This window comes from Klebsiella sp. JB_Kp042, from assembly GCF_040065275.1.
Classification (GTDB): Bacteria; Pseudomonadota; Gammaproteobacteria; order Enterobacterales; family Enterobacteriaceae; genus Klebsiella; species Klebsiella quasipneumoniae.
In genome coordinates this window covers 88,260-111,765 of the sequence record NZ_JBEAJL010000083.1, presented here as the reverse complement: position 1 = coordinate 111,765, position 23,506 = coordinate 88,260, and the positions used below count along the sequence as shown (strand labels likewise).

The 23,506-nt window shown below is 58.9% G+C and carries 23 protein-coding genes and 1 pseudogene; 11 read left to right on the top strand and 13 right to left on the bottom strand.

The window, feature by feature from the left end:
- Positions 1-8: 8 nt before the first annotated feature.
- The 7 genes from hpxK to hpxU all read right to left on the bottom strand — a co-directional run bounded on the left by hpxK (position 9) and on the right by hpxU (position 6,410).
- The gene (hpxK, locus tag ABLV54_RS14465) at positions 9-1,268 is read right to left on the bottom strand and encodes an allantoate amidohydrolase (RefSeq protein WP_101881683.1); all 1,260 of its coding nucleotides are present in this window, start codon (positions 1,266-1,268) and stop codon (positions 9-11) included.
- A complete protein-coding gene (locus ABLV54_RS14460; protein ID WP_050534101.1) occupies positions 1,265-2,506 on the bottom strand; it encodes an alanine--glyoxylate aminotransferase family protein in 1,242 nt (413 codons plus the stop codon). Before ABLV54_RS14460 ends, hpxK begins: the two co-directional genes overlap by 4 nt.
- A 15-nt stretch (positions 2,507-2,521) precedes the next feature.
- Positions 2,522-3,259: an amino acid ABC transporter ATP-binding protein gene (locus ABLV54_RS14455; RefSeq protein WP_002905293.1), complete on the bottom strand. Its 738-nt coding sequence runs from the start codon at positions 3,257-3,259 to the stop codon at positions 2,522-2,524.
- Positions 3,240-3,896 carry an amino acid ABC transporter permease gene (locus ABLV54_RS14450; protein WP_002905295.1) on the bottom strand — a complete coding sequence of 219 codons (657 nt, stop codon included), beginning with the start codon at positions 3,894-3,896 and terminating at the stop codon, positions 3,240-3,242. Before ABLV54_RS14450 ends, ABLV54_RS14455 begins: the two co-directional genes overlap by 20 nt.
- The gene (locus ABLV54_RS14445; protein ID WP_101881685.1) at positions 3,896-4,561 is read right to left on the bottom strand and encodes an amino acid ABC transporter permease; all 666 of its coding nucleotides are present in this window, start codon (positions 4,559-4,561) and stop codon (positions 3,896-3,898) included. The genes ABLV54_RS14450 and ABLV54_RS14445 overlap by 1 nt, the downstream gene beginning before the upstream one ends.
- A gap of 9 nt (positions 4,562-4,570) precedes the next feature.
- Positions 4,571-5,356, bottom strand: a complete 786-nt coding sequence (locus ABLV54_RS14440) for a transporter substrate-binding domain-containing protein (RefSeq protein WP_023289755.1) — start codon at positions 5,354-5,356, stop codon at positions 4,571-4,573.
- Positions 5,357-5,570: 214 nt separating this feature from the next.
- Complete coding sequence (gene hpxU / locus ABLV54_RS14435) at positions 5,571-6,410, bottom strand: MurR/RpiR family transcriptional regulator HpxU (protein ID WP_023289756.1); 840 nt, start codon at positions 6,408-6,410, stop codon at positions 5,571-5,573.
- Between the two features lie 179 nt (positions 6,411-6,589).
- Here hpxU and hpxW point away from each other — a divergent pair, with 179 nt between their 5' ends.
- Genes hpxW through hpxZ form a run of 4 tightly spaced genes read left to right on the top strand, consistent with a single transcriptional unit; the run spans position 6,590 to position 10,149 of the window.
- Positions 6,590-8,176, top strand: coding sequence for an oxamate amidohydrolase (hpxW, locus tag ABLV54_RS14430; protein WP_050534099.1), 1,587 nt, complete (start codon positions 6,590-6,592; stop codon positions 8,174-8,176).
- Between the two features lie 10 nt (positions 8,177-8,186).
- Positions 8,187-8,372, top strand: a complete 186-nt coding sequence (gene hpxX, locus ABLV54_RS14425; protein ID WP_023289758.1) for an oxalurate catabolism protein HpxX — start codon at positions 8,187-8,189, stop codon at positions 8,370-8,372.
- Positions 8,369-9,766, top strand: coding sequence for an AtzE family amidohydrolase (locus ABLV54_RS14420; RefSeq protein ID WP_050534098.1), 1,398 nt, complete (start codon positions 8,369-8,371; stop codon positions 9,764-9,766). The genes hpxX and ABLV54_RS14420 overlap by 4 nt, the downstream gene beginning before the upstream one ends.
- The gene (hpxZ, locus tag ABLV54_RS14415; protein WP_032452923.1) at positions 9,763-10,149 is read left to right on the top strand and encodes an oxalurate catabolism protein HpxZ; all 387 of its coding nucleotides are present in this window, start codon (positions 9,763-9,765) and stop codon (positions 10,147-10,149) included. Before ABLV54_RS14420 ends, hpxZ begins: the two co-directional genes overlap by 4 nt.
- 172 nt (positions 10,150-10,321) lie before the next feature.
- Here the strand turns inward: hpxZ and asd are convergent, their stop codons facing one another.
- Positions 10,322-11,440: an aspartate-semialdehyde dehydrogenase gene (gene asd / locus ABLV54_RS14410; protein ID WP_044523352.1), complete on the bottom strand. Its 1,119-nt coding sequence runs from the start codon at positions 11,438-11,440 to the stop codon at positions 10,322-10,324.
- 323 nt (positions 11,441-11,763) lie between these two features.
- Between asd and ABLV54_RS14405 the strand changes: the two genes are divergently transcribed.
- From ABLV54_RS14405 to fabF, 3 genes and pseudogenes are all read left to right on the top strand, one after another.
- Positions 11,764-12,321, top strand: a complete 558-nt coding sequence (locus tag ABLV54_RS14405) for a helix-turn-helix domain-containing protein (RefSeq protein WP_032446066.1) — start codon at positions 11,764-11,766, stop codon at positions 12,319-12,321.
- Between the two features lie 24 nt (positions 12,322-12,345).
- A pseudogene (locus ABLV54_RS14400) lies at positions 12,346-12,538 on the top strand (EmrB/QacA family drug resistance transporter); the annotation flags it as partial.
- A gap of 19 nt (positions 12,539-12,557) precedes the next feature.
- Complete coding sequence (gene fabF / locus ABLV54_RS14395; RefSeq protein WP_050534097.1) at positions 12,558-13,832, top strand: beta-ketoacyl-ACP synthase II; 1,275 nt, start codon at positions 12,558-12,560, stop codon at positions 13,830-13,832.
- Between the two features lie 261 nt (positions 13,833-14,093).
- Here the strand turns inward: fabF and ABLV54_RS14390 are convergent, their stop codons facing one another.
- Positions 14,094-14,585, bottom strand: coding sequence for a DMT family transporter (locus ABLV54_RS14390; protein ID WP_050534096.1), 492 nt, complete (start codon positions 14,583-14,585; stop codon positions 14,094-14,096).
- A gap of 9 nt (positions 14,586-14,594) precedes the next feature.
- Positions 14,595-15,029, bottom strand: coding sequence for a DMT family transporter (locus ABLV54_RS14385; protein WP_050534095.1), 435 nt, complete (start codon positions 15,027-15,029; stop codon positions 14,595-14,597).
- A gap of 99 nt (positions 15,030-15,128) precedes the next feature.
- Here ABLV54_RS14385 and ABLV54_RS14380 point away from each other — a divergent pair, with 99 nt between their 5' ends.
- On the top strand, positions 15,129-16,064 hold the full coding sequence (locus tag ABLV54_RS14380) for a LysR family transcriptional regulator (RefSeq protein ID WP_050534094.1): 936 nt from the start codon (positions 15,129-15,131) through the stop codon (positions 16,062-16,064).
- Between the two features lie 251 nt (positions 16,065-16,315).
- Complete coding sequence (locus ABLV54_RS14375) at positions 16,316-16,672, top strand: ASCH domain-containing protein (protein WP_072096678.1); 357 nt, start codon at positions 16,316-16,318, stop codon at positions 16,670-16,672.
- A gap of 168 nt (positions 16,673-16,840) precedes the next feature.
- Here the strand turns inward: ABLV54_RS14375 and ABLV54_RS14370 are convergent, their stop codons facing one another.
- Together ABLV54_RS14370 and ABLV54_RS14365 are read right to left on the bottom strand one after the other, a co-directional pair.
- Complete coding sequence (locus ABLV54_RS14370; protein WP_050534127.1) at positions 16,841-18,304, bottom strand: DUF1254 domain-containing protein; 1,464 nt, start codon at positions 18,302-18,304, stop codon at positions 16,841-16,843.
- Positions 18,305-18,324: 20 nt separating this feature from the next.
- A complete protein-coding gene (locus tag ABLV54_RS14365; RefSeq protein ID WP_050534093.1) occupies positions 18,325-19,755 on the bottom strand; it encodes a DUF1254 domain-containing protein in 1,431 nt (476 codons plus the stop codon).
- A 116-nt stretch (positions 19,756-19,871) separates the two neighbouring features.
- On the opposite strand from ABLV54_RS14365, the gene ABLV54_RS14360 reads away from it, so the two are divergent.
- Positions 19,872-21,491: a mechanosensitive ion channel domain-containing protein gene (locus tag ABLV54_RS14360; RefSeq protein ID WP_050534126.1), complete on the top strand. Its 1,620-nt coding sequence runs from the start codon at positions 19,872-19,874 to the stop codon at positions 21,489-21,491.
- A gap of 289 nt (positions 21,492-21,780) precedes the next feature.
- On the opposite strand, the gene ABLV54_RS14355 is transcribed toward ABLV54_RS14360, so the two are convergent.
- Entirely contained in the window at positions 21,781-22,581 is an 801-nt protein-coding gene (locus tag ABLV54_RS14355) for a helix-turn-helix transcriptional regulator (protein ID WP_172039877.1), read from the bottom strand.
- A 92-nt stretch (positions 22,582-22,673) separates the two neighbouring features.
- Here ABLV54_RS14355 and ABLV54_RS14350 point away from each other — a divergent pair, with 92 nt between their 5' ends.
- The gene (locus ABLV54_RS14350; protein WP_050534091.1) at positions 22,674-23,399 is read left to right on the top strand and encodes a type 1 glutamine amidotransferase; all 726 of its coding nucleotides are present in this window, start codon (positions 22,674-22,676) and stop codon (positions 23,397-23,399) included.
- The last annotated feature ends 107 nt before the right edge of the window (positions 23,400-23,506 follow it).

Below are 23,506 nucleotides of genomic sequence, written 5' to 3'. Positions count from 1 at the left end.
CGGCGCGATCAGGCGTCGGCCACCTGCTCTACCGCCCGGGAGAACGCGTCGATGGCCAGCCCGACGTCAGCGGTGGTGACCGATTCCGCCGGGTGATGGCTGACGCCCCCCAGGCAGCGCACAAACAGCATGGCCGATGGCCAGCGCTCGGCGATGGCGATAGCGTCATGCCCTGCGCCGCTCGGCAGCGTCAGCGAACGCCCCTGCACCGCCACCACCGCCTCGCTCAGCACCGCCTGCAGCTGGCTGTCGCAGGCGGTGGCGGCGATGCGATAATACTCCTCGGCGCTGAAGCTCAGCTGGCGGCGCCCGGCAATGGCCTGCGCCTCCGCCAGCAGCTCCTCCAGCAGCGCCGCCAGTGGCGCATCCTGCGGGCCGCGAATATCCAGCGTCAGCTGCACCTCGCCCGGTATCACGTTCACCGCGCCCGGCGCACAGCGCAGGGTGCCGACCGTCGCCACCAGATTGCCGCCGCGCTGCCGGGTCAGGCTTTCCACCTGCACCATCCATTCCGCCGCCGCGGCGAGCGCGTCCTTACGATGGAGCATCGGCACCGTGCCGGCATGGCCGGCTTCGCCGGTAAAGCGGCAGTTCAGGCGGCGGGCGCCGTTAATCGCCTCCACTACGCCGAGCGCCAGACCCGCCTGCTCCAGGCACGGCCCCTGCTCGATATGCAGTTCCAGATAGGCGGCGATATCCTGCGGGCGGCGGGCGGCATGGGCGATCCGCGCCGGATCGAGCCCGGCATTCACCAGCGCCTGGGCGACGCTCACCCCGCCGGCATCGCACTGCGACAGCCAGCTTTCAGGCCAGGTGCCAGTGACGCCGCGGCTGCCAAGCAGGGTGATGCCGAAGCGGGTGCCCTCTTCATCGCCAAAACCGACGATCTCGATAGCCTTTGCCAGCCGTCGCCCCTGCTGGTGCAGACGCTGCACCACCTCAATCGCCGTCAGCACGCCGAGCATGCCGTCGTAGCGCCCGGCGTTGCGCACGGTGTCAAGATGAGAGCCCAGCAGCACCGCCGGCGCGCCCTCCTGCACGCCTTCATAGCGACCGCAGATGTTGCCGACGCTGTCGTGCCACACCATCATACCGGCGGCCTGCATCCACTGACCCACCAGCTGGTTGGCCTGCAGATGCTCCGGCGACAGATAGACCCGGGTCAGGGCGTCGGCGGTTTCGCTGAGGGCGGCCAGCTGGTCGGCGCGCGCCATTACCCGGCTGGCGGCCGCCTCTCTCTCCGCCTGCTGGCGGATGGTATCACTCATAGGTTGCCCTCGGTGCGGTAGTGATCCCAGGCCGCCTGCATCGCCGCGCCCTGGGTGGTGGTGAACTTGAGGTAGTTCAGCACCGCCTCCAGCGCACTGAGGGTCTGCATCACACAGTCTTTACGCGCGTTATAGCCCATGGTGCCAATGCGCCAGACTTTACCGTGCAGCGGGCCGAACGAGGTGCCAATCTCAATGCCGAAATCTTCCAGCATCAGCTTACGCACCTGGTCGCCGTTGACCCCGTTGGGGATCACCACCCCCAGTACGTTGTTCATTTTGTGCCGCAGGTCGCCAAAGGTCTCAAGACCCATCGCCTGGATCCCTTTCAGCAGCGCATCGCCGTGCAGCTTGTGGCGGGCGATGCCGTTGTCGAGTCCCTCCTGAAGGATCAGGCGCGCGCACTCCCGGGCGGCGAACAGCGCCGAGGTCGCTTCGGTGTGGTGGTTAAGGCGCTCCGGCCCCCAGTAATCCATCACCATCCCGAGATCGAAATAGTTGGAGTAGATCATCTCGTCGACGCCATCGTGGTGGGCGTCGGTGCGGATCCCCTGCTCAATGCAGCTGCGGCGGCGGATCGCCTCTTCCATCCGCGGGCTGAGGGTAATGGGCGAGGTGCCGGAGGGGCCGCCCAGGCACTTCTGCATCCCGGCGGACACCGCGTCCAGCTGCCAGGCGTCTGTTTCCAGCGGGTTGCCGCCGAGCGACGCGGTGGCGTCAGTATAGAACAGCACGTCGTGGCGACGACAAATCTCCCCCAACTCCGCCAGCGGCTGCAGCATGGTGGTCGAGGTATCGCCCTGCACGGTAAGCAGCAGGCGCGGGCGCACGCGCTTGATCGCGTCCTCAACCTGGTCCGGGGTAAAGACTTCCCCCCACGGCACCTCGATGGTGTGTACCTCTGCCCGGCAACGGCGCGCTATTTCGCACAGCAGGTGGCCAAACCGGCCGAACACTGGCACCAGCACCTTGTCGCCCGGACGGATCGCCGACACCAGGATCGCTTCGATACCAGCGCGGGAGGTACCGTCCACCAGCATCGTCCAGCGGTTTTCGGTGCGAAACACGCCGCGGTAGAGCGCCATCACTTCATTCATATAGTGGGTCATCGCCGGATCGTACTGCCCCACCAGCTGGCTCGCCATGGCGCGCAGCACGCGCGGGTCGGCGTTGATCGGCCCCGGCCCCATCAGCAGGCGCTGCGGCGGGTTAATTTGCGAAAACTGAGTGATATCCATCTGCCATTCCTTACGTTAGTTAAGACCGCGCACCGAGGAGATAAACTGTTTCAGTTCGGTTGTCTGCGGACTGGCGAACAGCGTTTTGCTGTCGCCCTGCTCCCAGACGCGCCCCTGATGCATAAACACCACGCGGTCGCCCACTTCGCGGGCAAAATTCATTTCATGGGTGACGAGGATCAGCGTCATGCCTTCCGCCGCCAGCTGCTCCAGCACCTTCAGCACTTCGCCCACCAGTTCCGGGTCGAGCGCCGAGGTAATTTCGTCACAAAGTAAAACCTTTGGCGACATGGCCAGCGCCCGGGCGATGGCCACGCGCTGCTGCTGGCCGCCGGAGAGGTTGGCCGGGTAGTAATCCAGACGGTCGCCGAGCCCGACCTTCTCCAGCATCCGCTGCGCCAGCTCACGGCATTCGGCCTGGGACTTCTTCAGCACCCGCCGCGGGGCCAGCATGACGTTCTCCAGCGCCGTCATGTGCGGAAAGAGATTGAAGTTCTGGAACACCATGCCGATGGAGCGGCTGATCTCCCGGGCCTGGGAATCGCGGTCGGTGATGGTCATGCCCCCCAGCTTGATGCTCCCCTCCTGGTACCCCTCCAGGCCATTGATGCAGCGCAGCAGAGTGCTTTTGCCTGAGCCGCTGCGGCCGATGATCGAGATCACTTCTCCCATGTCGATATCCAGATCGACGCCCTTCAGCACATGGTTGTCGCCGTAGTACTTCTGCATCTGATTAATGGTGATGAGAGGCATTGAATTTGTTCTCCAGATAACGGCTGTAGCGGGACAGCGGATAGCACAGAATGAAATAGCCCAGCGCCACCAGGGCAAACACTTTAAACGGCTGGTAAGTGACGTTGGTCAGCATGGTTCCCGCCTTGGTCAGCTCCACAAAGCCAATAATCGAGGCCAGCGCCGTACCTTTGATCACCTGCACGGCGAACCCCACCGTCGGCGCGATGGCGATGCGCAGCGCCTGCGGCGCCACCACCCGGTACAGGGTCTGGCCGAAGCTCAGCCCGAGACAGCGCGAGGCTTCCCACTGGCCTTTCGGCAGCGCGCGAATGCTGCCGAACCAGATATCCAGCAGAAAGGCGCTGGTGTAGAGCGTCAGGGCCACCGACGCCGCGGTCCATGCCGAGACGTCGATGCCGAACAGCGCCACGCCGAAAAATGCCAGAAACAGCTGCATCAGCAGCGGCGTCCCCTGAAACAGTTCGACGTAGCCGCGGATCAGTCGTTTTACCTGCCGTCCGCCGGTCAGGCGCAGCAGCAGCAACGGTAAGGTCACCAGCGCCCCGCCGGTAAACGCGACCAGAGACAGCAGCACCGTCCAGCGACCGGCCAGCAGCAGGTTGCGGATAATGTCCCAGTCGGTAAAGGTGGTCATCATGCCTGCACTCCCAGCCATTTACGCCCCGCCGCCATCAGCAGCTGACGCATCGCTATCGATAACGCTAAGTAGATCCCGGTGGTCACCAGATAGACCTCAAAGCTCAAAAATGTTCGCGACTGGATCAGGTTGGCGGCGAAGGTCAGCTCCTCATAGGAGACCTGCGACACCACCGACGAGCCGAGCATCACGATGATGCACTGGCTGACCAGCGCCGGATAAATCCGCTGCAGCGCCGGGGGCAGCACGACGCGAAGGAAGGTTTGCGTCCGGCTGAGTCCGAGCACGCGTCCGGCCTCCCACTGGCCTTTCGGCGTCACCTGAATGCCGGCGCGCACGATCTCGGTGCTGTAGGCCCCAAGGTTCACCACCATCGCCAGCAGCGCCGCTTCGCCGGCGGTCATTTTCAGTCCCAGGTTCGGTAAACCAAAGACGATAAAAAAGAGCTGCACCACGAACGGCGTGTTACGAATGATTTCCACATATCCGCCCCATACCCGGCTGAGGATGCCCGGGCGGCCGCTGCGGATCGCCGCCCCGAGGATGCCGATCGCCAGTCCGCCGATCGTCGCCAGCACCGTCAGCTGCACCGTCACCCACAGGCCGGCCAGCAGCTCCGGCCAATGCGGCCAGAGCTCAGAAAAATGAAGTTGCTCCGTCATCCACAGACCTTACGCGCCGAGGCTGGCAGGCAGCGGCGCTTTCAGCCACTTCTCAGACAGACCGTTGAGGGTGCCGTCCTTAATGCCCTGCTCGATGAGGGTATCCACTTTCGCCTTCAGCGCTGGTTCGTTCTTTTTCAGCCCGATAAAGCACGGCGAGTCCTTCAGCATAAAGCTCGGCACCGGCGCTTTGTCGGCGTTCTGCCGGGCGATGGCCGCCACCACCAGGTTCCCGGTGGCGACATACTGCACCTGGCCTGACAGATAGGCCGACAGAGTAGTGTTATTGTCCTCGTAGCGCTTAATCTGCGCCGCCTGCGGCGCCACGCTGGTCAGCACCATGTCTTCCACCGCCCCGCGGGTCACGCCGACGCTTTTACCGCTCAGCGCGGCCGCGTCCTTCAGCTCCGCCCCTTTCGGGCCAAACACCCCGAGGAAAAACGGCGCGTAGGCGCGGCTGAAGTCGATCACTTTCTCACGCTCAGCGTTTTTGCCGAGGCTGGAGATCACCAGGTCCACCTTATCCGTCTGCAGATACGGCACGCGGTTGGCGCTGGTTACCGGGACCAGCTGCAGCTTGAGCTTCATCGACTTCGCCAGATAGCGCGCCATGTCGATGTCATACCCCTGCGGCTGCAGGTCGGTCCCCACCGAGCCGAATGGCGGAAAATCCTGGGGTACGGCAATGCGGATGACGCCGCGTTTTTCAATATCCTGGAGCTGGTCAGCCTGAGCGGCGGAAACAGACGAAAGGAGACAAGCGGCCCCGGCCAGTGCGATCAACAGTTTCTTCATGATGTTTACCCGTTACGTTAGCATGAAACAAAAGATTCTTTGAATCTGTTTTTGCAACTAATGTGCCAGATACGGTCGATGCGCGGGTTGGCGAGGAATTAAGGCAAAAAGTGAGAACGGACAGGGAGTAAGGAGCGGAAGAGTAAAAATCGACGGCGCCAGAACGCGGAACCAAATGCACCATATTGATGCACAGCACCACGCTGGCGCCCCATCAGCGTTGTTCCAGCTCGTCCAGCTGCTGATAAAGCGTAGCGATATCGTGTATCCGCGGACGACCGCTGTCGAGCGTTTCATGCAGAAAGGCATTGGCCAGCAGATTGATCAGACTGTTGACCGAGGCATAGCTGTCGTAAGCCGAGACGCTGTCCAGCGGCGCGCAGAGCTGCCAGCGGGAGAGCGGGAACAGGCTGTGGGCCTGCGGCTCGCACATTAACAGAACCGGCACCCCGTCGCGCTGCAGCTGCTGCAGCAGCGGGCGCACGATCCGCGGCCGCCGGCGAAACGCCATCATCACCACCAGGTCATCGGCGGTCAGGTCGACCAGCTCTTCGCTGAGGCTCTGCCCCGGCTGGGGCAGCACCAGCACCTGACCGCGAGCCTGCAGCAGCTGCTGGCGCAGGTGTAGCGCCGCCGGATAGGCATTGCGCATGCCAATCACCACAATGCGGCGCGCGGCCACCATCGCCGTCAGCGCCTCGGCGAACTGGTGAGCGTCAAGGGCATTGACCCATTGGGTGAGGTTCGCCATCTCCTGCTTATAATGACGCGCCAGCAGCGTGTTACCCTGCACCGCGTCGCGCTGGTCGGTCAGCGGCATTCCGCTCTGTCGCAGGGTGCGCAGTTCATCGCGCATGTCCTTATATTTGTCATAGCCCAGGCGCTTGAACAGCCGGCTGACGGTGGCTTTCGACACGCCGCTCAGCTGCGCCAGCTCGGCGCTGTTGTAGCTTATCAGGTCATCAAAGTGGTCAAAGATGAAATCCGCCACCCGCTGCTCCTGCGGCGACAGCGAGGCGTATTGCCCTTTCAGTCGTTCATCGAGTTGTTGCATAGCGCCCCTGTAACTTTCGTTTCATCATCCATCCCTCATCATACTGTATCTGCTATGCCTTACACATAGCGTGCCAGCGGGAAAATTCCGGTCATTGTTTTTATCAATGAAACGAAACGTTCAGAGATGGAACAGCTTTTGCAGTGTTCTGCGGGTGATTCGTTCAGAAAGGATAATTTATGCACAGTAGCAACGTTTCGACCCACGGCATGGCGGTCGCTCCCCACCACCTCGCCAGCCAGAGCGCGCTGGCCATCCTGCGCGAGGGCGGCAGCGCCATTGAAGCGATGGTGGCTGCCGCCGCGGCCATCGCCGTCGTCTATCCGCACATGAACGGCCTGGGCGGGGATGGTTTCTGGCTGATCGTGCCTCCCGAGGGGGATCCCATCGCCATTGACGCCAGCGGTGCGGCCGGCTCGCTGGCCACCCTCGAGGCCTATGCCGGTCAGCGGCATATCCCCCACCGGGGGCCGCAGGCTGCGCTGACCGTCGCCGGCACCGTCAGCGGCTGGGACGAGGCGCTGCGAATTTCACGGGACTTAACCGGCCGCGCGCTGCCGGTGGCGCGCCTGCTGGCCGATGCTATCGGTTATGCCGAAGACGGCATTCCGGTCACCGCCTCCCAGGCCCATGCCACCGCCAGCAAACTGGAAGAGCTGCGCCACCAGCCGGGCTTCAGCGAAACCTGGCTGGCGGCAGGCGAGCCCCCCCGGGCCGGCAGCCGCTTTCGCCAGCCCGCCCTCGCCGGAACCCTGCGCATGCTGGCCAGCGACGGTCTCGACAGTTTCTATCGCGGCCCGCTGGCCGAACGTCTCGCCCAGGGGATGGCCGCGCTGGGGATGCCCGTCACCCTCGGCGACCTGCAGGCCCACCGCGCCCGGCGCCCGGCGCCGCTGACGCTTCAGCACCGGCAGGGCACGCTGTGGAACCTTGCCCCACCCACGCAGGGGCTGGTGTCGCTGGCGATCCTCGGCATCACTGACCGTCTGAACATGGCCGACGCCGACGAGGCGCAAACGGTGCATCGCATCGTCGAAGCCACCAAGCGGGCGTTTGCCCTGCGCGATGCGCATATCACCGATCCGCGCCATCTGGATGTCGACGTTCAGCAACTGCTGACTCCGGAGGCGCTGCAGCCGCTGGCCGACAGCATCGACGAGGCCAGCGCTTCGCCCTGGGGCGGCGGCAAAGGCCCGGGCGATACCGTCTGGATGGGCGTCGTGGATAACAGCGGCCTGGCGGTGTCATTCATTCAGAGTATCTATCACGAGTTTGGCAGCGGCGTGGTGATCCCGGACACCGGGATCGTCTGGCAAAACCGCGGGGCGGCCTTCAGCCTCGATCCGCAGCATCTTCTGGCGCTGGCGCCAGGCAAACAGCCGTTCCATACCCTCAACCCCGCCGCGGCGCGCCTGAACGATGGCCGGGTGATGGTCTATGGCTCGATGGGCGGCGACGGTCAGCCGCAGACCCAGGCGGCGCTGTTTACCCGCTATATCCTGCAGGGGGCGCCGCTGCAGGAGAGCATCTCCCGGCCGCGCTGGCTGCTGGGCCGCACCTGGGGCCAGTCCTCGGATTCACTGAAGCTGGAGGGACGCTTTGCCTCCGCCTGCATCGCTCGCCTGCGCGAGCTGGGGCACGAGGTGGAAGTGCTGGCCGATTTCAGCGAGGCGATGGGCCACGCCGGGGCCATTGTCCGCCATCCCAACGGCCTGCTTGAAGGGGCTACCGATCCACGCAGCAACGGCGCCGCCGCCGGATACTAAGGAGCAGACCATGACCACACAGCCAGACTGGAGCGAGTATCTGACGCAAATGACCCACCTGTTGCGCCTGGAGCTGGATGCGCCGCGCCGTGAGGAGCTGGAGCGCCAGTTTGCCCGCATCGCCGCCATGGCGCAGCCGCTGATGGACTATCCCCTCGGGCCGCGCGACGACATTGCGGGGGTGTATAAAGCATGACACTTCACCATTTCACCATCGCCGAGATCCAGCGTGCGCTGCACGAGGGCGAACTGAGCGCCCGGGAGATCGCCCGTCAGACGCTGGACGATATCGCCCGCGTGAATCCGCAGATCAACGCCTGGACCGAGGTCACCGCCCAGCGCATGCTGGCGGAGGCCGACAGCATCGACGCCCTGCGCCGGGAAAAGCGCCCCCTGCCGCCGCTGGCGGGCATTCCCTACGCGGTGAAAAATCTGTTTGATGTCGCCGGGCACACCACCCTCGCCGGCGCGGAACTGCTGAGCGACCGGCCGCCGGCAGCCAGCGACAGCTGGGCGGTGCGCCAGCTGCATAGCGCCGGCGCCATGCTCAGCGGGATGCTCAATATGGATGCCTACGCCTACGGCTTCACCACCGAAAACAGCCACTATGGCGCGACGCATAACCCGCACGATCTGTCGCGGATCGCCGGCGGATCTTCCGGCGGTTCGGCCGCGGCGGTGGCGGCCGGGCTGGTCCATTTCAGCCTCGGCAGCGATACCAACGGCTCGATCCGCGTCCCCGCGTCGCTGTGCGGGATCTTTGGCCTGAAACCCACTTTCGGCCGCCTCTCCCGCTCCGGCAGCCATCCGTTTGTCGCCAGTCTGGATCATATTGGTCCCTTTGCCCGCCGGGTGGCCGACCTCGCCGCGGTGTATGACGCCCTGCAGGGGCGCGATCCGGCCGATGACTTTCAGGCCGATAAAGCCAGCGAGCGCACCGGCAACCTGCTGGAGCGCGGGCTGGAGGGTCTGCGCTGCGCCCGGCTGGGGGGCTATTTCACCACCTGGTGCGATGACGACGCCCGGGCGGCCGTGGATCGGGTCGCCCACGCGCTGGGCGCCGACAGCGAGCTGCAGTTCGCGGATGCCGCCCTGGCCCGCTCGGCGGCCTTTATCATCAGCGCCAGCGAAGGCGGCAATCAGTATCTGCCGGATCTTCGCCACTCGCCCGAGCGCTTTGAGCCTCACTCCCGCGAGCGGCTGCTGGCCGGGGCGATGATCCCCTCCGCATGGTATCTGCAGGCCCAGCGCTTCCGCCGCCATGCCCGTCAGGCGATGAAATCCCTGTTCAGTCAGGCCGATGTGCTGATCGCCCCGGCCACCCCATGCAGCGCCACGCTGATTGGCGCCGAGGAGATGGTGATTAACGGCCAGCCGCTGCCGGTGCGCGCCAGCATGGGAATGCTGACGCAGCCGATCTCCTTCCTCGGGCTGCCGGTGGCGACCGTGCCCCTGCGTACCGCCAGCGGCAAGCCGATTGGCCTGCAGCTGATTGCCGCGCCGTTTAACGAACAAGCCTGTCTTCGCGCCGCGCGGGCGCTGGAAGCGATGGGCATTACCGATGCCCGAGTGGCGGAGAGTGCAGCATGATCAATCTGGATAATATAGACCGCCCGGCGATCCTCGCCGAGGTGACGGCGGCGTTTTATCAGTATGAAGAGGCGCTGGTAAGCAATAACATCGAGGCGCTGGATGCGCTGTTCTGGCACGACCCGCGCACCGTACGGCTGGGAGCCGGCGAAAATCTGTATGGCATCGAGGCGATCCGCGCCTTTCGCGCCGCCCGCCCCGCCGCCGGTCTGGCCCGCGATCTGCGCCATACCATCATCACCACCTTTGGCGCGGACATGGCGGTGTGCAGCACCGAGTTCACCCGCGAAGGCAGCGCCCGCCCTGGACGCCAGCAGCAGACGTGGGTGCGTTTTCCCTATGGCTGGCGGATTGTCGCCGCCCAGGTCAGTCTGATGGACTGAGGGGAACAATACCGATTATGGCCAGGTGGATACCGTCTCCCCTGGCCATTCCCGGACCGGTAAAAATAGAGTGATTGACGATGGTCAGGATGATTGAGGGCTGCTGAACCAGCAGAGAGTCTTGCGCTGAAAAGGTCATTTCTGCCGCAGGCCTGTCAGGCAGCACCAGTCATTACACTTTGCCAAGCAGGATATTTAACATACGGCGCAAGGGTTCCGCCGCGCCCCATAACAGCTGATCGCCCACCGTCAACACCGAGTAGATCGGCTCATTATTTAGCGACATTTTCTTGTAGCGGCCAATACCCACCTGCAGCGAACCGCTAATAGCAGCCGGGGTCAGTTTACTGACACTCTCTGGCTTATTATTGGGGATATAGTTTACCCACGGATGGGAATGGGTCACTAACTCTGCGAATTCCGTTTCGCTGACCTCACGTTTAAGTTTAAGGGTAATGGCAGCGCTGTGGCAGCGGATCACGCCGACCCGAATACATAAACCATTAACCGGGATGGTGCCGGGCGCAAGGCCAAGTATTTTATTGGTTTCCGCCTCCCCCTTCCATTCTTCGCGGCTATTTCCATCGCCTAAATCGCTGTCGATCCATGGAATAATGCTGCCCATCAGTGGGACGCCAAAATTCTCCACCGGCATGCCGGCGCTATTAATCAGCTCACTCACTTTATTGACTAAAGGCAGCACGGAACCTGATGCCGCCAGTTCGTCAGCGGACAAATGCTGGCTGATGTACGCGCTTTGCGCGATCAATTCCCGCACCTGTTTAGCGCCCGCCCCGGAGGCAGACTGATAGGTCATGACGCTCATCCATTCGATCAGATCAGCCTTGATCAGCCCGGCCAGCCCCATCAGGCTCAGCGTAATGGAGCAGTTGCCGCCGACAAACAGTTTCACTCCTGCTTTCACCGCACGATCGATATTATCGCGATTGACCGGGTCGAGAATAATGCAGGCGTTCTCATCCATTCGCAGCGCCGAAGCGGCGTCGATCCAGTACCCTTGCCAGCCAGAGTGAATTAACGCCGGATAGATGGCTTTGGTATAATCCCCGCCCTGACAGGTGATGATAATATCCATTTCGGCGAGGGCGCTAAGGGAATTCGCATCTTTCAGTCTGTCGCTTTTACCATTAATAACCGGGCCCGCGGCACCCGCACTGGAGGTACTAAAAAAATGCGCTGAAATATCGTCGAAATCATTCTCTTCGATCATTCGCTGCAACAATACTGAGCCAACCATGCCCCGCCAGCCAACAATACCCACCTGCTTCATTTATTTAACCTTAAAAAGTTATGAGAATATTAATTTGCCTTCGCCATACCTTATATCGTATCCCCCAATAAAGGTCATTACCCACCACATCGATTTCTATGATTATTAAAATGTTTCATCTGCCATCAGCGGTTTTTATCTCTTATTACGGTAAAGCAGAAATAAGCAGGCGGCGGAGACTGTCCCGCTTTCAGCATTCAAAGGAAGAAATGACGTAGCGGAACGCCAGCGGTTGCTCCCCTGACAGTTATCAAGAGTAACTTGCATTTTGATAGTGACTATGTCAATTTGCTGGCAACAGCCACCTGCTCCCTGGACCGCCCATGAAAAATGAACCGCTTTGCCACGCTCCCTGCCCCATCGCCCGTAGCCTGGGCCGCATCGGCGACAGCTGGAGCATCATGATCCTGCGCGACGCCTTTGCGGGCTTTACCCGCTTCGACGAATTTCAGAAAAGCAGCAACGTCGCGCCCAATATTCTGTCGCGCCGCCTGAAGGCGCTGGTCGACGACGGGCTGCTGGAGAAGGTCTGCTATAGCAGCACCCCGCCGCGCTACGAATACCACCTCACCCCGCGCGGCCGCGATTTCCGCATGGTGCTGCTGGCGCTGGCGGAATGGGGTAATCGCCACTTCGCTCCCGAAGGCCGTCAGATGCAGCTGGTGGAAACCGCCACCCAGCGCCGCGTGGAGCCAGTCATGGTGGATAAAGCGACCGGGGAAGAGATTATTCCGGGTAAATACGCCATGGTGCCGGGCCCCGCCGCCTCGCCGCTGATGAAATATCGTCATGAATATCTGCTGCGCAAACGCGAAGGCGATAGCGGGCAAAAATTCCAGCCTGAACCTTACAGAGATGCCAGCAATGAATCCGACCAGTAAGAAAAGCGTCGTCGTTCTGGCGGCCATCTGAATAACGCCAGGATTTTGTTCAGCGCAGCGCGGCAAACTTCGCCACGCGGGGATCTCGCCGGATGCCGCGCTGGCGCTGCGGGAGGCGCGAACCCAGGCATTTTCCGATGCGTTATACCTCATCATGATGGGTTTTTTACTTGCCGCGCTGCTGGTTCCCTTGATGAAAAAGCCGCCGGCACACTGATACTACAGGAGAGTTAACTATGGGCGTTTCCGTTAAACGCATTGTCGTCACCGGGATGGGGATTGTCAGCCCGCTGGGCTGCGGCGTACAGCACGTCTGGCAGTCGCTGCTGGCAGGTAAATCAGGGATCACCCGACTCAGCGAGCAACTGGTCGCGGATATTCCCTGCAAAGTGGCCGGCCAGGTGCCGTCCATTGACAGCGATCCGCTGCACGGCTTCGACCCGCTGGCGACCATCCCGGCGAAAGAGCGCAAAAAGATGGATCGTTTTATCGAGTTTGCGCTGGTCGCCGCGCGTGAAGCGCTGACTCAGGCCGGTTGGTCGCCGGCATCTGCGGCCGAACAGGAACGCACCGCCACGGTGATCGCCACCGGGATCGGCGGGTTCAGCGAGATCGCCAATGCGGTACATACCACCGATGAGCGCGGGCCGCGTCGCCTCTCCCCGTTCACCATTCCCTCTTTTCTGGCCAACCTGGCCGCCGGGCATGTGTCTATCGCTCACGGTTTCCGGGGCCCCATCGGCGCGCCGGTCACCGCCTGCGCGGCGGGCGCCCAGGCCATTGGCGATGCGGCGCGGATGATCCGCAGCGGCGAGGCGGATATCGCCCTCTGCGGCGGCGCGGAAGCGGCAATACATCGCGTTAGCCTTGCCGGGTTCGCCGCGGCAAGGGCGCTCTCCAGCGCCTCCAGCGACCAGCCGGAAGCCGCTTCCCGCCCCTTTGACCGCGACCGCGATGGATTTGTGATGGGAGAAGGCGCCGGGCTTATCGTGATCGAGTCGCTGGAGCACGCGCTGGCGCGCGGCGCCACGCCGCTGGCCGAGCTGGTGGGCTACGGCACCAGCGCAGATGCTTATCACCTGACCGCAGGCCCGGAAGACGGTAACGGCGCGCGTCGGGCCATGGAAACCGCCCTTCGCCAGGCCGGAGTGACCGCTGGAGAGATTGACCATATCAACGCCCACGCCACCTCGACCCAGGTCGGCGATAAAGGCGAGCTGGCGGCGATTAAAACGCTGTTTGGCGCCCATCCCGTCGCCATTACCTCGACGAAATCCGCCACCGGCCATCTGTTAGGCGCGGCAGGCGGGATTGAGGCCATCTTCACCATTCAGGCGCTGCGTGACCAGGTGGTGCCGCCGACGCTGAACCTGCATCACCCCGATGAAGAGGCGGCAGGTCTTAACCTGGTGGCGCTGGAGGCCCGCCCGCAGAAGATGCGCTATGCGCTGTCGAACGGTTTTGGCTTTGGCGGGGTTAACGCCAGCCTGCTGCTGAAACGCTGGGAATAATCGTCAACTCCCCCGCCGGCGCGGGCTGGCGGGGGAGCTCCACCCGGACACCCTACGCTGTCGCTGGTGTCACTTGTCCACCTTGCTCCTGTGTTCTCTGCTGAAGCCGAAAAATTCGCTACCAACGCTGAAGCCGGGTGAGCGGCCCCTTTCTCTTAAGGTCAAAAAATGGGAGCCACTGACGCGTTGCTGCGAAAACGGGTGCGTTAGGGTTTTGGCGTCCTGCAGACCAAAACCGATGTTAATGACGAAGACCTGAGCTTATGTGTTAGCGTTTTCCTGCTGCCTGGGGGGTATCGCCGTTGCGACTTTTGACCTGCTGCTGGCGTAAATAAAGAACAGCGCAATACCCAGGCAGACAATGGCGCCGATTCGGCTCAGCGAGAATGGAATCGCCGCATTGCCCAGCCAGCCGAAGTTATCGATCAGCATGCTCATGGTTAACTGGCCAAAAATGACGGCGACCGTAGCCACTGCTGCGCCAATACGCTGCACGGCCAGCACCATAATGACGATATACGGCACGCCAAACATTGCGCCCAGCAGTTGCCATTTAGGCACATCCATCAGCGTCAGGGTGTGTTTGGGTTCGAAGAAGAAGATCAGCAATCCCGTCACCAGCGCGCCGACAGAAAATGTCAGGAACGCGCTTTTGAATACGCCGACCTTGCTGCCCAGCTGGCCATTGATAGCCGCCTGGATACTCAGCATGGCGCCACCGGCGACGGCGAGAAGAATCATGATAATTGTCATAACGTTCCTTTACCCCTGGGCAACCATAACCAGCGCTGCAATGATAAAAATCAGCGCAATGATACGTTTACTGTCAATTTTCCTGTGCGATGTACCGAGCAGGCCGAAGTGATCAATCATCAGGCTTTTGAAAACCTGGCCTGCCAGAATGCCGATCATCGTCATGGCGATGCCGATTGCCGGCGTTACCACGGTGAGGATGATGACGTAAATCGGCCCAAGCACGCCGCCAAGCAGCTGCCACCCTGGTTGCGCAAAGAATGACGGGCTGTTGCGCGGGCTGAAAAAAAGCATCAGCAGAAAGGTCAGCGCCGCACCCACGCCGAATATGCTGAAGGTAGCCCAGAGGTCACCGACCTCCCCACCCAGTGGCCCGAGCAATCCTGCCTCTATGGACAGTCCCATGCCTCCGGCAATGACGATAAAAATCAATATGAGTTGCATAGCAATCAGTCTCCCGTTGTTCAGGCGGAGAAGATTACGACTTAACATAGATGAGAAAAATGCCATAATGAGATAAACACCTGTGCAGGATATGCATTAATGAATGAACTCGGGAACATCAGTATTCGCGCCCTGCTGATTTTTATAGACGTTTATGAGACGCAGAATTTCTCTGTGGTCGCTCGGCGGGAAGGGATATCAGCCTCTCAGGTTTCGCGCGTCATCCATCAGATGGAGGATGTGCTCGGGCAGCAGCTTTTTTACCGCAATACCCGGGCGATAATTCCGACGGAAAGCGGCCATCTTTTTATCCGCTATGCGCGAGCCATGACTGGCAGCATGGAGGAGGCGCGGCGGGAACTCAACGAGAGAACGCTTGAGCCTTCCGGAATGGTGCGCATAAACGCACCGGTGTTCTTTGGACAGCGCCATGTCGCCCCCGCGTTACCCGGCCTGACGGCGCGATATCCGAAGCTCAGCATTGAGCTTACCCTGACTGATGATTACATCGATCCGCACCGCGAGCCGGCTGACGTAATTTTCCGCATTGGCGTGCTGACGGATTCCGCATTTCATGCGCGCGTGTTTGGCCAGCAGTTCTATCATCTTGCCGCGTCACCGGATTACATCCGCCGGCACGGCATGTTGGGATCACCCGAAGAGCTGGCGCGGCATAAATGCCTGGTCTATCGCGGTTCGTCAGGACCAAACCAATGGCTGCTGCGCAGGCACGGAGAGGAATGGGTGCACTACCCCGTCTCGCCCCTGATGTCATCGAATAATGCTGAAACTCTGCTGATTGCCGCGCTCGGGGGGATGGGGATTGTGCTGTTTCCTGACTGGCTGATTGGAGACCGGCTGAAGCGCGGCGAGCTTGTCGAACTGCTGCCGGAGCTGGATACGTCCATAAAAACGGAGCCACAGCATATCGCGGCAATCTATCCGAATGCCCGCCACCCTCCTCTGAATGTTCGGGCGATTATCGATTACTACCTGGACGCGTTCGGTTCACCGCTTTACTGGCAGTCTGACTAAGACAGGCGATGTTATTGATCGTCCTGACGTTAATTTCCGTTTTTGGCACAGAGCGAATGCGTTAAATGCGCTTAAGGTCCGTTTTGAGCGAAGACCGGACGACGCTATCTAAAGAAGGGTTTCGCTGATAATGTCAGGACCGCTCAGGTTAAAAAAGGTATAACTTTCTTTTCATTGACGATAACGAAGGAATTTTCATGGTTGAGGTTGAGGAAATAAAAAGGAAATATCCGGGCGCAGGGGCCTGGCAAATGGGTGACAGTCCGGAACTGGCAAGCGAGCTTGCGGAGCTGATTAAAAAAGGGATCAAAACAGCTTCTTGCGGATCTTTTGCCTCTTATCAGCAGGAAGCGTCTGCCCCGAGGATTGGGGATTATAACATTATTCTTGATGGCCAGAATGTTCCAGTTTGCGTGATCAGACTGGTTTCGATGCAGCTGGTGCGTTTTTGTGATGTGACTGAAGCATTCGCCCGCAAAGAGGGTGAAGGCGATTTAAGCCTTGAATACTGGCAGCAAGAGCATCAGCGTTTTTTCATTCGTGAAGGTCATTTTTCTGAGGATATGGAGTTGATCGCAGAAGAGTTTGAAGTGGTTGAGGTGCTGTGAGACAAGGTTAACGGGCTGACGTTTTATCAATCGCCTTTGATAACAATATTCGATGCTGGCGCGGAGCGGAAAAGCTATCGAGCAAAAGGTCTGCAGTACGCGAGGCGCAAACGGTCAAAAGGAGTTAGAAAAAGCCCCCTTTCATAAACAGAAGGCTACTTGGTTCGCTTATTTCACGGTTTCAATTTTCGGCGGCTGCCAGGTCCCGTCCAGAATCGACTGCTCACCCCAATAAGCGCGAATATACAGTGATAACTTACCGTCCGGTGCCGGCAGCCAGTTATTCACCTTATCTTCTGCTGGGCGCTTTTTGCTCACGTAGAGGGTTAGAGAACCGTCTTCGTTATACTTCAGGTTTTTATTTTTCGTCCCCAGCGAATAACGGTTCAGCTCATTTGGGCTAAACAGATGTTTGCTGTTATACAGCGTGAGTGACCAGAAACCTTTCACCGGCGGCAGCTCGCCTTTCGGGAAGGTTACCGTGTAATCATGGTCGCCTGAAAGCTGGTTACCGGCGGCATCATTGTCGGTATAGAAATACTGCGTTTCGTCAGGCTTGTTGTCGAACATATTGGATTTCGACGTGCCGGTACGGTTGTAGTAATCCACACCAAACTCGGCGTTATTTTTGGAACGGTTCCAGCCGTTGCCGGCGGGCACGCCGTTGTTCTTCCATTTAAAGAAATCCGCGATGACGGTTTTGTCCGTCGCGACGGCGGTTTCGTCCATCCATTTACGGATTTCCGGGTTTTTCTTGCCCGCTTCTACCAGATGACGGAACTGGGCATACATCGCCTCTTCCCCCGGCAGCGGCGGCACTTTTTCCAGCACGTTAGCGAACTGGTCAAAGAATTTTTCCGGAACGACCCAGCGTGTCTCACCGGCGCTTGGATCTGGCTTATCGCCGATTGCCGGGATTTTGGAATATTCATAGGATTTCATCTTGCCATCAAATTGACTTAACGGGTAAGTCATCACTTCTTTGATAGGCGCCTGAATGGCCTTGCGATCTTCCGGGGTATCATCCATCTGGATACGAGGTATGACGTTCGCCATTTCGGTTGAAGATTGAATCACGCCGTTAAAGCCTTTGGGCGTTTCGCCTTTCCAGTTAGGGCCAACGAGCAAATAGAAACCGGGTTTGGTTCCATAGGGCTTACCCACATTGCCAATTTGATCGGTACGGGCATCATAGATGGCATAGACCCAGAATCGATCGCCAAAATCCGGCACCTGAATAACGATCGGCTCTTTGTCCAGCTCAAAGAAACCAAGGCCGTAGGCCACGTCCTGGTTCGGGCAGGTGACGAAGGTCTCTTCCGGTTTGATGTAGTCGGTGAGCATGCTCAGCTGGCCCATCGGCGCGACCGGTACCATCCCTCCGTTCAGCGCCGGGTATGGCGCTTTGGTAATAGTTTCACGGCGGTTGAACTGGTTAACCATCGGCCAGCCCCAGATGTAGGCCTGCTGCGCAATGGCCTTTACATAGCTCTCCGGCATGGTGACGTCCGGCGACGGTTGCGTCAGCTCAGCAAATTTAGTCGGATGCGGGATCGTCAGCGGCGCGCTCTGGGCAAAGGCGCCGGCGCTTAACGTCAGAGCAGTCAACATCGCCAGGTGTTTCATTTTCAATTTCATTTTCTATCTCGCTGTTATTTATTGGTCTGAACCAGATCGTCCGGCACCCAGGTCTGGTCATAAAAACCATCTTCGGTACCGTAAAGTCGTAATGCCACGAGGAAGTTGCGGCCGGAAACGGTTTTAATAAACGCGCTGTCGGCTACGCCATCCGGTTTATTCGGCCCAAACCACAGGTCGATAGAGCCGTCCTGGTTTTTGGGAATGTTGTAATAGCCGTTGGTCGACGGTAGCAATTGGTCGGTTTCCGGCATGGTCCCGTCGGTAATGTTATAGGCGGTGACCGCCCAGAACAGCGCCGCCGGCGGGTTCGGCGGCAGGTGCAGCTTGTAGGTATTGCCGCCGTCGAGGAACTTACCGGTATTGTCTTTGGTGGCGAACGGATATTTAGAACCGGCGCCGGTGGTATGCATTACCATCGCCGCCGCGCTGGAGTAAGCAATCTGGAAGAATGCCGCACGCTGGTTGGCATCGAGCGTGCCGTACTGCATCCACTCAGCGGTCGCGCCAGCCCAGGAGGTTTCCCACTGGCGGTCTTTATAGTAGAGCTGGCGCTGATCGTCACGGCCCACCTGGCGACGCGCAAGGATCATCCGTGGCGCGGTCTCGACGGCCTTTTTCAGCATCTCCTGCTGCTTCGCGGTCGGGTTAAACGGTTTGCCTTTCACCATCCCAATGCTCAGTAACGCGCTGCGCGTTTCCTCCGGGATGGCCGTCAACGGCTCATAGTCCACGAAGGCTTTCAGCTTCTGCCAGTAGCTGGCGTCGGTCGGGTACATCATATTCACGCGCTTGCCGCTGGCGTCCGGGAACTGCATCGGTTTGACTTCTTTTTCGACATCCCACAGCGGATAGACACGGGTGGTTTCCGCGTTTTTCACCGCAGGGACCGGGTCTGGCTTACCGTCGCCTTTGCCCATAATAGTTCTGAAGAACAGGAACACATTGTAGGTAGAGGATTTAAACGCGTAGTACCCCTGAGGCACCGGCCCTTCGTAATCCGGCGGTAACAGCAGATACAGCCCGCCGCGGGCGCGATCCGGGCCAATAGCGCCCACGTCAGTGATCGTTTTCTGGAAAAAGTCGGTAAACATGCCGATCACGTTCGGCGGCGCTTTGATGACCAACGGGCCGGTCTCTTTCAGATCCAGATAGCTCATCGAATAGATAACGTCGCCGTTCGGAGTTGGCACCACTGCGCGACTGTCCATGCGCTCTTTCCAGACAGGCAGGACGTTATAGCCTTTGCCGAATGCCGCTTCCGAACCGTCGCGCAGGCCAATGGTGTTGAGCAATGGCAATGTCTGAATATAGGCCTGGATTGCATCCTGATAGTAAAGTTCGTCGCTCAGCGACTGCGCCTCCTCCTGAGGAAGCCAGTTACCGTTATTTTGGCGAGAACACCGGATAGCGCCAGACGGGGCTTTGCGCGATGGCGACCACACTCACCGGAAGACATTGCAGATGTGGATCGCTGGTCTATGCTCAGAAAAACAGGGGAACTGCCGCTCGGCGGGTTGCTTGAATAATAATGATAATTTCACATTACTCGGTGGTGGGTATGAATAAGCTTGTGCTCGCAATTGTCTCGACGATGTTATCGATTATCTCGTTTTCTTCTCTTGCTGCAGAACCCCGTCAGGAACCCACCGACGCAGAGCGAGCCCGTACGGTTTATATCTTCCATCAACCCATTGTGATGCTGCAGGCGAAATTTGGTCTCACCACGCCGGAAGAGCGGGTTTTGCGTATTCGAAATACCTTACGTGGCTTCACAAAGGCGGATGTCAGTGAACCGCTAAAAATCATTCCTGTGACGCGCTATAACCAGCAGGGCCGTCTTATCGTGATGAATGGCAAACCGATTATGTTGCTGACTCAGGCCGATCTGGACGAGGGGGACGATCTCACCCTGGATCAGGCCGCACAGCGCGTGCTGGCCCGCATGGAAACGCAGCGCACAGCGCTTCGCGATCAGTATGACACCGGCTGGCTGGTGCTTTCCGGTATTAAAACGCTGGCGGGATTGCTGGTTTTAGCGGGCTTTTTCTACGGTGCATGGCGCGCGTACCGCTGGGTTAGCCGCTATTTCCGTCGCCGCGTGGTGGAAAACCGAAGCAAAATTCCGCAAAGCTGGCGGCGATATATCGGCGTTGTGGAGGCTCGATTATTCGCTCTGCTGATGATTATTCTCGCTATTTTTGCCTTTTACGCATGGCTGAGCTGGGCTTTTGGCATGTTCCCCTGGACTCGCGTCTGGGCAACGTCGTTGGGTGACTGGTCGCTGCGCGTCATTCGTCAGATTGCCTTATCCATCGTTTCATCGTTACCCGGCTTGCTGATTGTGTTGATTATTTTCCTGATCACCGCCTTCATTCTTAAGCTGCTTAAGATGGTACTTAATCAGGTTGAAGCGGGGCGCATGCAGTTTCCGGGCCTGCACCCCGAAACAGTTGGCGCGACCCGCAAATTGATTTCAGTGATGGTGTGGTTATTTGCGTTGTCTGCCGCCTACCCGTTTTTACCGGGGGCAAATTCACTGGCGTTTAAGGGCATCAGCGTCTTCTTTGGCCTGATGTTAACGCTGGGGTCGGCGGGGGTGATGAACCATGCCATGAGTGGCCTGGTGCTTATCTATTCCCGCGCGCTGCGCAAAGGGGATGTCATTCGCGTGGCGGATAATGAAGGCAAAGTCAGCGAAATAGGCATGCTCGCCACCAAAATTATCACCCGCGAAAACTACGTGGTCACCGTGCCTAACGCGGTGGTGGTCAGCGGCAAGATCACCAATCTCAGCGCGCAAAATAACGATGGCAGCATCAATTTAACCGTCAGCGTTACTATCGGCTACGACACCCCCTGGCGGCAGGTTCACGCCATGCTTGAGCTGGCAGCCAAACGGGCAACATGTGTTGACCTGACGCGCCCGCCGGTGGTGCGTCAGCTGGAGCTGATGGACTGGTATATCGCCTATGAACTTCAGGTCCGGCTATTACCGGAGCAGTCACTGGCCGTCGCGCGCAACGAACTGCACAGCAATATTCAGGATGTTTTCAATGAGTTTAACGTTCAGATAATGTCGCCGAACTTTGTTATGCAGCCTGAAGGCAGCGTAATGGTTGCAAAAGAGAACTGGTATGCCGCCCCCGCCGCTCCGTCAGACGGGAAAAATTCGCTTTAATGGCTGAGAACCGGCAGAGGACACATGAAACAATCGACATGGCTTTGTCTGGCAATGTGCCTTACCACAAAAACTCAGACAAGCGCCCTGTATTTCTACGAAATGGCGACCGAAGACACCGCGCTGGCAGGCCGCCCGTGCACAGGATTACAGGGGTAAATATCATTCTCTTCCCCAGGGATTTTACGGTGATTCTGTTTTTCGCTGATGGCTCCCCTGCCATCCCCTCTTTGTCGTGCAAAATATCCGAACGGCTGCGATGAGCAAAAAGCGGATATGGTTTCCCGGTTTAAGGCACAAAATCGCGCGGCGTTGAATCAAGAATGGAACGAAAAGCAGCAGTAAATGCCGCCGGGCATGAGAAACCAAGCTGGTAAGCGACCTGTTTGATTGGAACGCCGTTCGCGAGAAGATCCAACGAAGCGCAAATTCTGGCTCTCTGCTTCCATGTTCGAAAACTAAAGCCTGTATCCTTCATAAACAATCGGGAAAAGGTCCGTTCCGACATGGCCGACATAAAAGCCAGCTCGCTCAACGATGCTTCCCAGCGCTGATTGACCAGTAGCGATCTGACCGCGCTAAATAATCGCTCATCATTCGGCATGGGTAGCGCCATCGTTAAAGGTGGCGCCTCGCTGAGAATTTCCAGAAGCAACAACGCTATCTTCCGTTGAATCGGTCTGGCGTAGTCCTCACTGAACAGCCCTGCGATAAGCTCTTTGACTAACGGCGTAGCCGTGATCACATGCACCTGTTGACTCTTCGTAAAGCTCATACATTCTGCGATAAGGCTACTGCTGAAATAGATCGCCCTGAGATCGGTTTGTGAAAGCAGATGGTAACTATGGATATGCAGAGGCGGTAGCCATAATGCCCGCTGAGGAGGGATCACCCAACGGTCACTCTCTGTTTGCACCAGCATAACCCCTCTGGTGGCGAAGAGTAGCTGCCCCTCAACATGATGATGGGGAGGATCTACCTCACCACGTTGATAGCTTATCGCAGTATTGGACCAGCCTGTGGCTTCATCATGTCTTGGCGCTTTATCTATACTACCTGGCATTTCAGATTTAGCCCCTGCATTTATCATATCGAAACTGGAACCACCCGGAGTAGAGCCTTAGGCAATGGGTGCGTGACTTATCATTCTGATCATCAAAGATATTACAGGAGCTTAACCTCATGCGTGTACACTTTATCGTACATGAAAGTTTTGAAGCCCCGGGCGCATATGAAACCTGGGCAATAAACCAAGGTCATGATGTAACTTACTCACGCGTCTATGCAGGCGATCGGCTACCTGATGACGCCGAAGGCATCGATTTTCTTATCGTGATGGGCGGTCCGCAAGATCCGGACACCACGCTTGAAGCGTGCCCGCACTTTAATGCTAAAGCGGAACAGGCGCTGATTGCTTCCGCGGTTAAAACCGGTAAGGCGGTGATCGGTATCTGCCTGGGTTCACAGCTCATTGGTGAAGCACTGGGCGCGCCGTTCTCTCATAGCCCGGAAAAAGAGATTGGTAAATTCCCGATCACATTGACCGAAGACGGCAGAAAGGATGAGATGTTCTCTCACTTTGGGAAAACACTGGAAGTGGGTCACTGGCATAACGACATGCCAGGCTTGACGCCGGAGGCTAAAATTATCGCTTACAGCGAAGGCTGTCCCCGGCAGATCGTTGCCTATTCAGACCGCGTCTTTGGTTTCCAGTGCCATATGGAGCTCACATTGGACGTTGTAGAACGGCTGATCGCCCATTCTGAGCAAGACCTGAGCCGTGCAGCAGACTACCGTTTCGTTGACACGCCTGCAGCGCTCCGGGCCCACGATTACAGTGAAATGAATCAAGTGCTTTTTGGCTTTCTGGACAAGCTGGAAGCGCGTTACAACGCCGCTCAAGCCTAATGTCATGCTCGGTGAGCTTGCCATCGGGTTGAGATTGTCATGTCCGCTCCTGGCACAGAGCGGACGAACTAACTGATTTGAAGGTCCGCTATGAGCGAGGAGCGGAA

What these genes read in the sequence shown, in the direction of transcription:
- asd (WP_044523352.1), bottom strand. Translation starts at nt 11,440, where the DNA reads ATGAAGCAGGTGGGTATTGTTGGCTGGCGGGGCATGGTTGGCTCAGTA.
- ABLV54_RS14450 (WP_002905295.1), bottom strand. Translation starts at nt 3,896, where the DNA reads ATGACCACCTTTACCGACTGGGACATTATCCGCAACCTGCTGCTGGCC.
- ABLV54_RS14380 (WP_050534094.1), top strand. Translation starts at nt 15,129, where the DNA reads ATGAATGAACTCGGGAACATCAGTATTCGCGCCCTGCTGATTTTTATA.
- ABLV54_RS14445 (WP_101881685.1), bottom strand. Translation starts at nt 4,561, where the DNA reads ATGACGGAGCAACTTCATTTTTCTGAGCTCTGGCCGCATTGGCCGGAG.
- ABLV54_RS14350 (WP_050534091.1), top strand. Translation starts at nt 22,674, where the DNA reads ATGCGTGTACACTTTATCGTACATGAAAGTTTTGAAGCCCCGGGCGCA.
- ABLV54_RS14385 (WP_050534095.1), bottom strand. Translation starts at nt 15,029, where the DNA reads ATGCAACTCATATTGATTTTTATCGTCATTGCCGGAGGCATGGGACTG.
- hpxK (WP_101881683.1), bottom strand. Translation starts at nt 1,268, where the DNA reads ATGAGTGATACCATCCGCCAGCAGGCGGAGAGAGAGGCGGCCGCCAGC.
- hpxW (WP_050534099.1), top strand. Translation starts at nt 6,590, where the DNA reads ATGCACAGTAGCAACGTTTCGACCCACGGCATGGCGGTCGCTCCCCAC.
- ABLV54_RS14375 (WP_072096678.1), top strand. Translation starts at nt 16,316, where the DNA reads ATGGGTGACAGTCCGGAACTGGCAAGCGAGCTTGCGGAGCTGATTAAA.
- hpxZ (WP_032452923.1), top strand. Translation starts at nt 9,763, where the DNA reads ATGATCAATCTGGATAATATAGACCGCCCGGCGATCCTCGCCGAGGTG.
- hpxU (WP_023289756.1), bottom strand. Translation starts at nt 6,410, where the DNA reads ATGCAACAACTCGATGAACGACTGAAAGGGCAATACGCCTCGCTGTCG.
- ABLV54_RS14420 (WP_050534098.1), top strand. Translation starts at nt 8,369, where the DNA reads ATGACACTTCACCATTTCACCATCGCCGAGATCCAGCGTGCGCTGCAC.
- ABLV54_RS14390 (WP_050534096.1), bottom strand. Translation starts at nt 14,585, where the DNA reads ATGACAATTATCATGATTCTTCTCGCCGTCGCCGGTGGCGCCATGCTG.
- ABLV54_RS14355 (WP_172039877.1), bottom strand. Translation starts at nt 22,581, where the DNA reads ATGATAAATGCAGGGGCTAAATCTGAAATGCCAGGTAGTATAGATAAA.
- ABLV54_RS14440 (WP_023289755.1), bottom strand. Translation starts at nt 5,356, where the DNA reads ATGAAGAAACTGTTGATCGCACTGGCCGGGGCCGCTTGTCTCCTTTCG.
- ABLV54_RS14455 (WP_002905293.1), bottom strand. Translation starts at nt 3,259, where the DNA reads ATGCCTCTCATCACCATTAATCAGATGCAGAAGTACTACGGCGACAAC.
- ABLV54_RS14405 (WP_032446066.1), top strand. Translation starts at nt 11,764, where the DNA reads ATGAAAAATGAACCGCTTTGCCACGCTCCCTGCCCCATCGCCCGTAGC.
- ABLV54_RS14360 (WP_050534126.1), top strand. Translation starts at nt 19,872, where the DNA reads ATGAATAAGCTTGTGCTCGCAATTGTCTCGACGATGTTATCGATTATC.
- fabF (WP_050534097.1), top strand. Translation starts at nt 12,558, where the DNA reads ATGGGCGTTTCCGTTAAACGCATTGTCGTCACCGGGATGGGGATTGTC.
- hpxX (WP_023289758.1), top strand. Translation starts at nt 8,187, where the DNA reads ATGACCACACAGCCAGACTGGAGCGAGTATCTGACGCAAATGACCCAC.
- ABLV54_RS14460 (WP_050534101.1), bottom strand. Translation starts at nt 2,506, where the DNA reads ATGGATATCACTCAGTTTTCGCAAATTAACCCGCCGCAGCGCCTGCTG.